10 protein-coding genes are annotated in these 12,906 nt (G+C 49.8%); 7 read left to right on the top strand and 3 right to left on the bottom strand.

What is annotated here, in order from left to right; genetic code table 11:
• The first annotated feature begins 73 nt into the window (after positions 1-73).
• From ACYVGO_RS30285 to ACYVGO_RS30255, 7 genes are all read left to right on the top strand, one after another.
• Positions 74-517: a hypothetical protein gene (locus ACYVGO_RS30285; protein ID WP_142774735.1), complete on the top strand. Its 444-nt coding sequence runs from the start codon at positions 74-76 to the stop codon at positions 515-517.
• Positions 518-617: 100 nt separating this feature from the next.
• Positions 618-2,108, top strand: coding sequence for a hypothetical protein (locus tag ACYVGO_RS30280; protein WP_142774736.1), 1,491 nt, complete (start codon positions 618-620; stop codon positions 2,106-2,108).
• A 101-nt stretch (positions 2,109-2,209) separates the two neighbouring features.
• On the top strand, positions 2,210-5,644 hold the full coding sequence (locus tag ACYVGO_RS30275) for a hypothetical protein (RefSeq protein ID WP_460972513.1): 3,435 nt from the start codon (positions 2,210-2,212) through the stop codon (positions 5,642-5,644).
• 104 nt (positions 5,645-5,748) lie between these two features.
• Positions 5,749-7,071: a hypothetical protein gene (locus tag ACYVGO_RS30270; protein WP_460972512.1), complete on the top strand. Its 1,323-nt coding sequence runs from the start codon at positions 5,749-5,751 to the stop codon at positions 7,069-7,071.
• 231 nt (positions 7,072-7,302) lie between these two features.
• Positions 7,303-7,905 carry a retropepsin-like aspartic protease family protein gene (locus ACYVGO_RS30265; RefSeq protein WP_460972511.1) on the top strand — a complete coding sequence of 201 codons (603 nt, stop codon included), beginning with the start codon at positions 7,303-7,305 and terminating at the stop codon, positions 7,903-7,905.
• Between the two features lie 48 nt (positions 7,906-7,953).
• Positions 7,954-8,691: an FkbM family methyltransferase gene (locus tag ACYVGO_RS30260; protein ID WP_460972510.1), complete on the top strand. Its 738-nt coding sequence runs from the start codon at positions 7,954-7,956 to the stop codon at positions 8,689-8,691.
• A 119-nt stretch (positions 8,692-8,810) separates the two neighbouring features.
• Entirely contained in the window at positions 8,811-10,220 is a 1,410-nt protein-coding gene (locus ACYVGO_RS30255) for a WG repeat-containing protein (protein ID WP_460972509.1), read from the top strand.
• Between the two features lie 100 nt (positions 10,221-10,320).
• On the opposite strand, the gene ACYVGO_RS30250 is transcribed toward ACYVGO_RS30255, so the two are convergent.
• From ACYVGO_RS30250 to ACYVGO_RS30240, 3 genes are all read right to left on the bottom strand, one after another.
• A complete protein-coding gene (locus ACYVGO_RS30250; protein WP_142774742.1) occupies positions 10,321-11,142 on the bottom strand; it encodes a hypothetical protein in 822 nt (273 codons plus the stop codon).
• 81 nt (positions 11,143-11,223) lie between these two features.
• Entirely contained in the window at positions 11,224-12,366 is a 1,143-nt protein-coding gene (locus tag ACYVGO_RS30245; protein WP_460972508.1) for a hypothetical protein, read from the bottom strand.
• Between the two features lie 6 nt (positions 12,367-12,372).
• Entirely contained in the window at positions 12,373-12,708 is a 336-nt protein-coding gene (locus ACYVGO_RS30240) for a PKD domain-containing protein (protein ID WP_142774744.1), read from the bottom strand.
• Between the last annotated feature and the right edge of the window lie 198 nt (positions 12,709-12,906).

The following is a 12,906-nucleotide window of genomic DNA, read 5'->3' as shown; positions in this document are numbered from 1 at the left end:
CGAGGCTGGAGAAACGTCAAACCTCAAACCTCAAACTACTAACCTCAAACCTTACTTATCAAACTAATCCCACATGGAAGAATCACTCTATAACTTTTACAATCTGTTTGTTAACGGCAACCTGCTCGAAGATCTGTATCAGGAAGAACTGTTATCACCACTTACCTGGACGGCTATCGGGCTGGCCTTTGTAGTTGCGTTTGCATTCTACATCTGGCCGTTCAATAAGGTGAGCTTCAGCGGCATGGGCAGCTGGCTGCTTATGGATGGCATAAGCGCGCTATTGTTGTTCATCATTACGCTGGTCACCTGTTACCAAAAAGCGAATCAGGATATCCCGCGCGACGAAGCCGACCCCAATCAGGGAACCTTATTCGATCAGGGCATCAGCGTATTTTTGAGTTACGCCTTCGAAATGGCCTTACTCACCGCTCTCATTTTCTTCATTATCTCCATGGTGATGAAGAACTTCAGTAAAAACGCAAAACACCGGCCCATGCTGTGGCCATCAAAGTAAGTTCCAAGTTTGTAGTCTGATGTTTGAGGTTGGCTGACGCGTCCAGAATCCTGCGTCAGCCAACCTCAAACATCAGACTACAAACGTCAAACCAACAACTATGGCTAAACTATTTGTCTTCGCGATTGGCGGAACGGGTTCTCGGGTGCTGAAAGCCCTGACGTTTTTGCTGGCCTCCGGGGTTAAACTCAACAATACAGACGAGGTGATCCCCATTGTGCTGGACCCCCATGCCACCAATGACGACCTGCTCCGAACCAAAGATTTGCTGCGTGAGTATGGCAACATCCGGGCGGCTCTGCAAACTAAACCGACTTCCGGTTTTTTTGGCACTGAGATTAAAACCCTGAACCGTTCAATTGGGGGCAATGCCACCATTGCTGATACCTATGTTTTTGAATTACAGGGGGTTCAGCAGGAAAAATTTCGGGATTACATCAATTATGAGGGCTTAGATGGCCCCAGTAAAGCCTTCGCCAGTTTGCTGTTTTCGGAGGAAAATCTGGAAACCAAAATGGATATTGGGTTTGTAGGCAACCCCAATATTGGGAGTACGGTATTGAATCAGTTCCGCTACTCTGATGTGTTTCAGGCCTTTGCAGAGAACTTCGGAGCCAACGACCGGATCTTTATTGTCAGTTCGATTTTTGGTGGAACCGGCGCGGCTGGTTTCCCGATTCTGCTCAAAAATATTCGGGGAGCGCAAGCCATTGGACAGATTCCGAACCCGGCTTTTCTAACCAACGCCAAGATCGGTGCGGTATCGGTGATGCCGTATTTCAGCCTGACCACCAACGACAACAAGCTGATTGATCCGGCTTCGTTCATCGCCAAAACCAAAGCGGCTCTCAATTACTACCAGAAGGGTGTGAACCCATCCGTAAACGCGCTCTATTACATCGGCGACGATCAGACGAAAGCCTATACCTACGACCCCGGCGCAGGCGGGCAGAAAAACGAAGCCCACTTCGTGGAAATGGCATCAGCTCTGGCCATTGTCGATTTCATGAATATAGACGATGGTAGCCTATCGGTCACCAATGGCAAGCCAACGAACCCGGTTTACAAAGAGTTTGGTATCGAGCAGGACAGCATCAGCATTCAGCTGGGCCATCTCGCCAATCCGACCAAGCAACTCATTAGTTTACCCCTGTCCAAAATGGCGCTGTTCAGTACGTATCTGAGCCAACGGATTCGGCAGGCGGCTGGCACGGTTCAGTGGTCAAAGGCCAATCCAACCATTTCGACTTCATTCCTGAATTCTGGCTTTTTCAACAGCGTCAAAAATTTCGATGCGGCTTTCCGGCAGTGGCTGTCCGAAATGCGTGAGAACAAACGTTCGTTTGAGCCCTTCCTGCTCGATGCGGGCAATCTGGGCCATACGGTTCGGGGGTTCGAGCCAAAAAAACGCAGTATTTTCGGTGGGGAATCGGATGTAAAACTGGACATCGTAGACGATTTCGACCAGACGCTCAACAAAACCGCCGAGGGAAAAGCCTACGGCAGCGAAGCCGATAAATTCATTCAGTTATTCTCGGAAGGAACCGACCAGTTCGTCCGCGAGAAACTGCCTAAAGTGATGGATTATTAAAACGTCATTAGGTTGTCATTGATGGTCATTACTTGTCATTCCTGGTGTCTAACAATTAATGACAAATAATGACCATCAATGACAACAAATGACCCTTATTTATGCCAACAACATTCAGCTTACATAACCCTACTCCCGGCCTGCACTGGTACGTCAGCAAACCGCTGGGCACCGACCAGATTGCGGCCATTCGTGACCCTCAGGGTGGTCAAACCATAAAACAGCCCACCTCTATTCCAAGTCCATTTGCCCGGATGGATCTGGTGCGTTCGGCCTTCCTCAATCTGGCTCTTAGGCCCGACCTGAGCGGCACCATGAACGATCAGCGTGTGGTATCCGACGCACTGGATGTGGGTGAGTTGTTTTTCAACTACGACAAGCTCAAGACTTACATCACCATTACCCCCTTCGACGTTCAAACCGATCTCAATCGGCTTCGCCAGTCGACCAATCAGGGACACAAACGTCTTGGCGATGCGCTGAAACTCTTTCTGGATCAGGATGCGCCCGAGTACAATTTCGGGGATATCAACCGCCTGTTCGTACTAAGCTACCGGGGGCGGGTGGTTGGCGGAACATCGCCCAAAACGTTGTTTTTCAGTTCAGGCAACGATCTAAGTTGGGTCGATGTGTCGATGGGAAATGACCGACTGTTCGACGCATCCGTTTGTCCGTTGCACCAGCGTGACATTGAATACCAGAAGTTCTGGTACGCAATCAAGCAGTTCATGCCCAACTTCCGCGACCGCTTCCGCGAAGTAGACGACTACCTGAACCGAAGCCGCAGTCTGTTGCAGCAGCAAAACCCGAGCTTGTTCTACGAACATATCGAGTCGCATAATGGGCAACCGTTGCTAACACGCGAAAAATTCGATCAGGATTTCGATGAACTGACCACCGGACCGGGTGATATTGTGGAAGTACTGGGTTTCCCGCTTCGTAAGAAAAAGTCCGATGCCCGCGCAATCGACAAAGTCAGTGATTTCATTATCAAGTCTGATAAGTACGCCCGGCTGAATCCAAATCAACCACGGCCAATGGCGCTACAAAACCGCTTTTTCCGGCAGTTCATGTACGTACCACAGGCGCAGTGGAACTCGAATACGCCGGTGCCCTACTACGCCCGCGAGTCGTGGCGCGACAACCAGCGTCCCTTACCAGGTCAGCCCGGAAATTATCCCTGGCTCACGGTCAGCGATTTGCTGGAGCCCTACCTGATCCGGCTACCCTTCCCAACCGATCGGGGTCGGTTCTTCGATGGAAATCTACAAACGCCCGCTACCGACAAAGGCTTTCTGCTTCCGCTCAAAAAGGATTTCTTTGACTTCTTCGATGTCGATGATTTGCTCACGGGTCGGGTTCGATTGAAGATGACCCCACAGGGGGGCGGTATCAATGTAACGCTCGATATTCCGGTCACAGCGCCCAACCAACCCGGCAACCAGTTCGTCACCTTCGAACGGGTGTATAGTCTCACAGCGGGCACCTCAAGTGCACCGAACGAAGCCAGTAACGAGGGCATCATTGTCGAGAATTCATTTACGGTCAACATCTATCCGTTTGTTCGGTCGGGTGCGGTTACTGTACCTGCCGATTATCGGGTGCAGCTTATTGAATCGGGTTTCGATAGCCAGAACCAATATGAGCTGGCCTATTTCGGCCAGAAGGACAATGCAGAGGTAAAAGCGGAATCGAAGCATCAGCGCACAGTCCGTCAACAGAATACGGATGGATCGAGTGTGTATTACGTACTGCGCGAGGAGTTCGATTACTTACAGGCGAACATTCGTGGCGATGGCCGTGAAATGAATGGGGTGCTCATTCCGCGCTGGCAGTTGTATAACGGCGGTAGCAAGCAGTTTGAGTTTTCGGTGGATTTTGGGACAACCAATACCCACGTTGAATACAAAGTGGATGGGGGATCACCCCGCCCGTTCGACGTGGCCGAACTAACCCCACAGGTAGCTACTTTAGTAGCTCCGGCGCAGTACAATCCGGCCCTGTTCGAGTTGTTTTTGCTGTACGACCTGGAGTTCGTTCCGCCAACTATCGGTCCCGGTCGCCCGGATAATTTCCCGACACGAACGGCCATTGCCGAGCCGATGAATCTAAGTTTCAATCAGCAGACGCAGGCGCTCGCCGATTTCAATATTCCATTCTACGTAGAGCGGCAACCGGCCGGTTCCAACCGCATCACCACCAACTTAAAATGGGCCAAAACCAGCGACCAGACCGAACGTCGTGTCGAGGCCTTCCTGGAAGAGTTGCTGATGCTCATCAAGAATAAGGTGCTGACCGAAGGTGGCAATCTGGCCCAAACTACAGTGTACTGGTTCTTCCCCGCCAGTATGACCCCCGGCCGGGTGAGTCAACTCCGTGCCGACTGGCAGTTGCTGTATGACCGCTATATTGGCGGGTCGGCGGGTCGATTGCGCGAGGTGTCGGAGTCGGTAGCTCCATTCTATTATTACAAACAGAATCCAACGTTGAGTGCATCGGCCCGGCCTGTTATTAACGTGGATATTGGTGGTGGCACATCTGATGTGGTCGTGTATGAACGCAACGAGCCTAAGCTGTTGACCTCGTTCCGGTTTGCGGGTAATGCCATCTACGGTGATGCCTTCAGTGAATACGGTGCGGCCAGTCACAACGGTTTCGTGCGCAAATACGCCGACCGGATTCAGACATTGCTGGATAGCCAGAGCCTAGGTAACCTGAGTGATAACAACCGGCGAATTCTGGATACGAATCGGTCGGAAGACATTATGGCATTCTGGTTCTCCATCGAAAAAAGCAACGATGTGAAAGCCAAAAGTATGCTGTCGTTCAACGGCATACTAGCCAAAGATGAGGATCTGAAAGTAGTATTCGTGTTGTTCTATTCGGCGCTGCTTTACCATATTGCGCGGCTGATGAAACACCGGAATATCAGTTTACCGGGAGCCATTACGTTTAGCGGGACGGGCTCGAAACTGCTCACTATCATTAGTTCCGACGATCAGATGCTGGGTAAACTGGCACGGGCAATTTTCGAGAAAGTATACGATCAAACGTACGATCCCAGTGGACTAACGCTGTTTTATGAACGTAAGGGCCCTAAAGAAGTAACCTGCAAAGGCGCACTTATGCAGCCCGCCAACAGCCGCCCGGTTGATACCGAGGCTATTAATTATGTCTATCCGGCTACCTTTAATGACGAGTTTTCGGCATTAACGTACGCTGACTTACGCAAGCCGGAAGTGATCGACTCGTTGCTGAAAGAAACCAATGCGTTCATCGACTTCTTCTTCGCCATCAACCAGCAGTTTAGTTTCGTCAGAAACCTGAATGTATCGGCACGGTCGCTGGTGATTGCGCAGCAGGAGCTACGAACGCACCTGGACACCTCGCTTATGGACGGTATTCAACGGAAAGAGGGCGATGTGGCTGCGGAGTACAGTGGCATGACCGACGCCCTTGGCGCGCCGATTGAAGAAACGTTGTTCTTTTATCCACTCATTGGCGCCATTAACAAATTAGCCAACGCATTAGCGTAAAATAGGGTCATTCATGGTCAATAATTGTCATTGGTAGTCATGTATGGTTACAAATTACAATCACTGGCTATGAATGACAACTAATGACTATGAATGACAAACTTATGCGAACAATCCTCTTTTTTATACTAACTCTGCTTACAACCGGATCCTTCGCTCAGAGCATCAACCAATCGGCGGTTGATACGATGACGAAGGATGTGGCCATTGCTGTTTTTGGTAAAATCAGCCAGGAAAAAGGTCAGTTGAAAGCGCAAACCATTTATACCCAGTTACTAAGTTGCAGCGATGGGTGCGATCCGCAGACCATTATCCGCACCGTTGGGAGCTGGGATCAGGTTGGCGTAAAAATGCAGGAGCTGAGTGAACTAAAAAACACAGCGGCCTTTAACACGATGTCGCCAGAAGAAGCAAACGCGGCCATTCGGAAGCAGTTAGCTACTTTCTATGCTCGATACAAAGCCGACAACAATTATGGTAAGCCGCTCAACTCATCGGTACAGGCGCAGATATTGGCTAAAATTGACCGCATGCTGCCGCCCGCCGTGGCCCCTGAGCCAACCCCAACGGTTTCGGAAAGTGCATTGGTTTCTGAAGCGGTGCCAGGTAATGATATTGACCCGGCAGCCTTTCAAATTGGCAAGCTAGAGCGTGAAGGAAAGGAACGAGAGGAAAAACAACTCTGGATGATGATCGTCAGTGGATTAGTTGGATTGTTGGTCGGCGCAGGAGCCATTTATTTATTATTATACCGGTCAGCGCAGGCCGAATTGCAAGCGTTACTGGCGGAAAACAATCGGCTGCGAAATTCCCTGGAATCATTCCAGAAGGCTAATTCTGGTAACAATGTCAACACGGTACGAGTCGATTATCGTCAGAAAGCAGATGCTTACGACGCGATTGCCAGGGAACTGGATACTGATAAACCGCTGGTTGTGATTCGGCAACTGAAAAAACAAAGTGGCGATGTCCCGCCAAAATCCGCGCCCGTTGTGCGCTCGAGTGAACCTATTGTTGAGCCAGTTACAGCGCCTGAACCCGTTCAGATTCAGGAGCCAACACCCATCGTTCAGGCGCCCGAGCCTCTACCAGCCCCTACCCGCTCGGAAGTATTCTATTTCCCCCCACCCGATCCAAACGGACAATTCGATCTATCCCAGAAATCCGGCTCACTCTCCCCCGAATCGGCCTACCGGTTCAGTGTTAGCGCCGAAAACCCATCGGTAGCTTCGTTCCGGTTTGAAGCCGAACCAGGCCGTCTAGCACGGTTTCTGACGTATCGAAACTACATGATTGAACCCGCCTGCGAGAGTGAGAATAGCTATACGGCTACCCACACCCGTATTACGATGCGTCGGGATGGGACCGCAATGCTCGAAAACGGAGTCTGGCGCGTGAAGACAAAGGCATTGATTCGGTACGAATAAACAAGGCCGATGGCAGTGCGAGGATTGTCTATATCACCACTGTCGCTGAAATCTTTGAGAAGTTATACCACAAGAAAGAAGAGCACCACGCCTGAGATATGCTCATTTTTTGACAGGATTACAGGATTAACAGGATTGATTTTACCACCAAAAATTCTGTTAATCCTGTAATCCTGTCAAAAAATTATGTACCCAGGCGTCTTGTCCGGGTCGCTCATTCGTTACATAGGTATGAAAACCACACATGTTAGCTCATTGGCTATCCGATTCACTATATTCATCTGCCTGTTCGCAATAACCGTTTACCTGTCAGGTTGTTCGGGATGTTCACGATCTGGAAGTCATCAGCCGCGCAAAAGCAAACATAGTAAGGCAGATCAGCCCAGGAGTCAAACGGCCCAGACAGCAGCCCCGATACCAAAACCAACCCTAACCCAAATTGGGAGTGGCCCCACGGAAGTGGCTATGGAAAAAGAAAAAGGCGTTTATAAAGTCCCGGTTATCATTAATGGCCATCCCATGAAATTCATTCTGGATACCGGCGCCAGCCTGATTTCTATATCCTCCACTGAAGCCGAGTTCATGATGAAACAAGGCACAATTACCGAAGATGATATTGTAGGCCAGTCGCGGTTTGAAGACGCAAATGGCGACTTATCGCCCGGTGATCTAATTCGGCTAAAATCCGTGCAGATCGGCGACCGGGTTCTCGAAAATGTGACGGCCAATGTAGTGCGTAGTACAAAGGCTCCTTTGCTGCTGGGTCAGTCGGCGTTATCGAAGTTTGGTAAAATTTCCGTGGATTATCGACGGAACACGGTGACGTTCGACTGAAATTTGGTGTTTATTGCAGGATACTGCATTCCGACCCATTTGACGACCATGAATAAAACGGTAATTGACTACGTAAAATCGGTTTTTTCCGCCTTTGGCCTATTCGTTGCTCGTCGATATCCAAACGCGGTAAATGGTCATGACCTTACGTATGATCTGAAGGTAGTGGTCCGCAAGGAAAATCCGCTTTGTTTTGATATAGGTGCTAACCGTGGGCAAACCATAGAACTACTTAAAAGCTGCTTCCGCAGCCCAGCTATTCATGCGTTTGAACCCTCATCTGCTACCTTTGCGGCCTTAGCAAGCCAATCGTTCGGTCCACAGGTAAAGCTTCACCAGCTTGCCTTGGGGGAACAGGCAGGCGTTGCTGAGTTTCGGAATTACACTCAATCGGAACTGAGTTCATTTCTTCCGATGAATGTCAACAAATCAGAAAATATATTTGCGGAAGAGAAGCTAATTTTGGCCGAATCCGTTCAGGTAGATACGCTGGATCATTTCTGTGCAACACACGGTATTGAACAGATTGATTTACTTAAAATTGATACGCAGGGCTTTGAACTTCCAGTGTTGCGCGGAGGAGCTGAACTGTTCCGGAAAAAACGGGTTGGAGCCGTCTTACTGGAACTGAATTTTGCCCCCCTGTACGAAGGGCAATCCGATCCGCTGGAAATTCTTGCGCTGATGCGCACCCACAACATGCGACTGGTTGATTACTATGAAAAAGAACGGGCAAGTGGTATGGAGCTTTCCTGGACAACTGCCCTCTTTATGCGATATTCTTAAAACAAATAGAACGCTGATTCTTATGATCTTTAAGAACAGGTATGATTTTAAAAACTAATTTAAAGATCATCCTAAATCATATTAATCATAACAATCAGCGTTCTATTCAACGCCATCCAATGACTGAAACCGAACTGACCGACCGACTTCGCGAAGCCATTGTTCTCGACGGGCCCGACGTTTGGCGAACCAACGGCTACCTTCAGGATGCACAACAGGCAGGCCTTTCGTTGACCGACGCGCTAAAGCGGGCAAACGAAATAAGCCAGGAAGTAGCCAATAACAGCCTGTTGTTCCAAAACATACAGGCTCGTATTGCCCGTCTGGCTCAGCCTTCACGCGCTCACCTGATTGATCAGGATCTGAATCAGATTGTCAATGCGGCTACTTCGTTAAAGCTCTCTGCGGATTTTGTCCGGAATCGCTGGGTTCCCCTTGTCCTGCAACGTCTGGCTCCTACTCCGGCTCCAAAACCAGTTGAGCCTGTTGTAGTGGTGCCTCCTGCACCTGTAGTCGCTCCTATTGCTAAACCCGACACGTTTGAGGAGTTAATCAAATCAGAACCGGAATTACCCAAACCAGAGCCTCAACAGATTACGGTTCGTGATCCAGAGCCAATCAAACCACCTGTTACGCCACCACCTGTAGTGGTTGAACAACCGGTCCCAACAACGTCATCTAGCCTGCCAGAGCCCCCGCCTATTGTGCGCTCCTTTACGGCTACTCCTGCCCGTGTGCATAAGGGCCAATCCGTAACACTGGCCTGGGAAGTCGAGAATTTGCTGGCCGTAACAATTGATGATTTAGGAGAGGGTCTGTCGCCCACTAATCGGGGCTGGGTTAAACCGACGAAAAGTACAGACTATACCCTTTTTGATGCGAATAACAATCCATTGAGCACCGTCCGGGTAGATGTGATTCCCCGCGACCGGAGTGGCGTTTATGGCGTTGTATTCGCGATGGTGTTGTTGGCCATCATTTATTGGTTCATCAAAAGCAGTAACTCCCGCCCCCCTGAGCCAAAACCAAAGCGTAAAACCGAACAAAGAACTAGTTCGAGACAGGAAGAACAGCCAACCGAGGTTTCGACAGTAAGCCATCAGGAACCCGATAAAGAACCCCCAACAAGTGAAGCGACCGATTCGCCAACGGCTGCTCCAAACGAACCGACCGTTGCCTCGACCGATGTCCCTCAACGCGAAGACAAACCTATAAACAAGCCCCTAGAAGCGAAACCCGTTATACCCGAGCCTGAAACAAAGCCCGCTACCCCAGCCGATGCCCGGCAGGGAAAATACGAAGAAGCTTTCGGCAACAAATCGTACGACAAAGTAGAACTCGGAGCCGATGAACGCGGCTGGCGACGGGCCCGTAGCAAAGGACGCTGGGGTTACATTAATGAAGATGACGAATGGGTAATTCAGCCCGAATTTGAAGCCGTTACGCCCTTTCGCGGCAACACAGCCGCCGTATTCCTCAACGGCCAGCTCATGACCATCAATCGAAACGGCGAACAGGTGAGGAATTAATGTTGGTGAAAGTAGTGTAGTTAGTGTAATGAGTGAAGTAAATGCAGTAGGAAAAACACTTACTTCACTAACTACACTACTACACTCACTCCACCAATCGCTAATTCCCCAACACTACACTTAGCTTCTGGAACGATGTCCAATAGCCCGAAGCGGCTAACCCGATGCCATTTCCGGGAAGCATTTTGAAGGCGTAGGGACTCGTTCGGATTTCCTGGGCGTTAATGTAAAATCGTAGCGTTTCTCCTTTGCGCTGAATCATCAGTCTATTCCGGTTCTTTTCAACCGACACGCCGGGCAGGAAGTAATCGCCGGGCATATAATCGCTAAAGGTTTTTCCGTTGGCCACGCGGATAATCGATACTTCGCCCTTCACATTCAGCATAAAGGCCGAATAATTGAGCGAATCTTTTACCCCAAAGAGCACTCCACCTGTTGGAACCTGACCAGAATCGGCTAATACATCAACTTTTATCGTGAAAAGATCAGCCCGGTTCAGATTGATATCGGTGGGCAACTCAACAGCACTGAACGCCACTTGCTGGGTGTTTGTATTACGCTTTCGAATGCTGTAACGCCCCATCCCAATCTGATAATTGTAATCCCCATGATTACCCGCTTTCCAGCCATTCCGGTTGGTTGCAAAATCGCCTGTAAAAGCGGGCCGAAAGTCGGGACTGGACGACGTGATAACAGGAGCAGGCTCCGCTTGTTCAGTGGGCTGGACTACCGGTTGAGGAACAGGGGCCGCTGGCGTATTAACAGGCCGGGCAGTGGCCAATCGAGCGGTTGCTTTAAGCGTTACTTTTTTCCATTCGCTGGAAGCCGAATAAACTGCCGATTTTGTACGTCGCCCCGTCGACTGCGCAACGCTGATGACCGATACCAGAACGATAAAGCTACTTGTCAGGAACAGACGCATAATGAACGAATTTTGACTGAGTGACTGAGTGAATGTTGAATGAAGCGTACTTGAGGCATTCAATACTTCACTCAGTCAAATTTAAAACGAGTACCGTACAACAGCCGTCATCTGTCCGGCCTGAAGACCGGGCCGAAGTGAAACCCCATCAATACGCCGGGCTTCTTTCTGAATCTGAGTATTACGCAGGCCTTTAATAAAGGTTAGAATCACATCGGCAGCCGCCACAACTACAGCACCTCGGGTAGCCATGAAATACCGATGGTGGTGGTCGTTGGCAGTTTGGTAGTAGGGTTCCCCCGCCGTCGCGTTCTTCTGATCCTCGTAAATGGCAAAGGCATCCTGCGATTTTTTCCGCTCTGCCAATCCATAGGCAATCAGCCCATAACAGCCGACCGTCAATAACGGACGCAGGCCAATTTTGGGTTTCGGCAGTTGCACAAAAATATTCCCAATACCCGGTGCCACGGCCGACAATAATGCCCAGGCGGGTCCGGCATAGCGCATTCGTTTAGGCCGAACCGTATCCGCTACCGCAGCCGTAGGGGCAGGTTCAACAGATTGCACTACGGCGGTGGTTTGTGAGGCTGGTTGTTGTGGAACCGGCGTTGAAACCCCTACTGAAGCCGGTGGCTGAGAGGGCGGCACAGCAACCACAGGCGTGGGCGTGACTGGCTGCGAGGGTACAGAATCAGCTGCGAAAATGGATGGTTTTGGTCGAGTTGTTCGGTTACGTGATGATGTCGACGTTTTCGATACGGGTTCTTCACGAACGACAGATTCTTTTGCTGTTGGTTTTGGCGGAACAGGCTCCGGTTTAGACGTTGTCACAACCGGCTTCTGAACGGCTACGGGCTCTGGTAGGGTTGTGGGTTGGGAAGCAACGAGCGGAATGCTTGTTTTCACAAGCACCTTTGCCTGCACTTCTTCATTTAATGAATACCCATTGGCCAGCGCATCCCAGATAATCCGTCGATCAGACCCCGCCGTAATCTGAGTGCCTACATCGCCCCGCACAAATTCGGGCAGTATGCGTAACGGTCCCCGCAAGCGACTACGTATCTCAAAATAGACAGAGTCGCCAGCACGGGCATTAATGAGATCATACCGAATTTCGAGTTGTACAGAATCAACCACATAAATCCGAACATTTCGGACGCGCTCCTGCGCCTGGCCCGGCAAAACCAGAAATAGGCAAAGAAAAAAGAGGAGAAGTAGGCGCATAATGAGTTAATTGCTGACAGTAACTTGCCGGGTAGCCGTAAATTTATCATCGCACGAATTGGCAATACTGAGCGTAATCGTGTACGTGCCAGGTTGATCGTAGCTGTACGTTACTCGTGTACCAACGCGGGTTTTCCCTTTATTATCGCCCGGGTCCCAGCCAGCAACGCCAATGTCGCCCTGGGGATTATCCAGAAAAAAAGTAACATCTAACTGCCCAACTGTATAGCCAATCGAAGCCGACGGTTTCGCGCATACAGGGAAGTTTTTTTTCGTTAGATCAAAGGGCTCACAGGCTATTGTAGCCAGCCATACCAGTAAAAAAACAGAACGCTTTAGCATAATTATCTGCTCGGACGTAACAAAGTAAGCAATACTTATGGAACGAAATACAGTCTATTAAGGAAATCCGTTTCTTGTGCTGATTTCCAATTTCAGATTCAGTCGTTAACGGAACCCAACATTTTCGTAAATTTATACAACTCACTGCCTTTGCCTTACGCCATGCGCTGGTCTGCCAAAACCAAAATAGCAATCTGG

The sequence above is a fragment of the Spirosoma migulaei genome, assembly GCF_054776855.1.
The sequence above is the reverse complement of the archived record's forward strand: the minus strand, read 5'-3'. Positions and strand labels throughout refer to the sequence as shown.

Bases quoted from the DNA above. Each gene is read 5' to 3' on its own strand.
- ACYVGO_RS30285 (WP_142774735.1), top strand. From the start codon at position 74: ATGGAAGAATCACTCTATAACTTTTACAATCTGTTTGTTAACGGCAAC.
- ACYVGO_RS30280 (WP_142774736.1), top strand. From the start codon at position 618: ATGGCTAAACTATTTGTCTTCGCGATTGGCGGAACGGGTTCTCGGGTG.
- ACYVGO_RS30245 (WP_460972508.1), bottom strand. From the start codon at position 12,366: ATGCGCCTACTTCTCCTCTTTTTTCTTTGCCTATTTCTGGTTTTGCCG.
- ACYVGO_RS30270 (WP_460972512.1), top strand. From the start codon at position 5,749: ATGCGAACAATCCTCTTTTTTATACTAACTCTGCTTACAACCGGATCC.
- ACYVGO_RS30260 (WP_460972510.1), top strand. From the start codon at position 7,954: ATGAATAAAACGGTAATTGACTACGTAAAATCGGTTTTTTCCGCCTTT.
- ACYVGO_RS30255 (WP_460972509.1), top strand. From the start codon at position 8,811: ATGACTGAAACCGAACTGACCGACCGACTTCGCGAAGCCATTGTTCTC.
- ACYVGO_RS30250 (WP_142774742.1), bottom strand. From the start codon at position 11,142: ATGCGTCTGTTCCTGACAAGTAGCTTTATCGTTCTGGTATCGGTCATC.
- ACYVGO_RS30265 (WP_460972511.1), top strand. From the start codon at position 7,303: ATGAAAACCACACATGTTAGCTCATTGGCTATCCGATTCACTATATTC.
- ACYVGO_RS30275 (WP_460972513.1), top strand. From the start codon at position 2,210: ATGCCAACAACATTCAGCTTACATAACCCTACTCCCGGCCTGCACTGG.
- ACYVGO_RS30240 (WP_142774744.1), bottom strand. From the start codon at position 12,708: ATGCTAAAGCGTTCTGTTTTTTTACTGGTATGGCTGGCTACAATAGCC.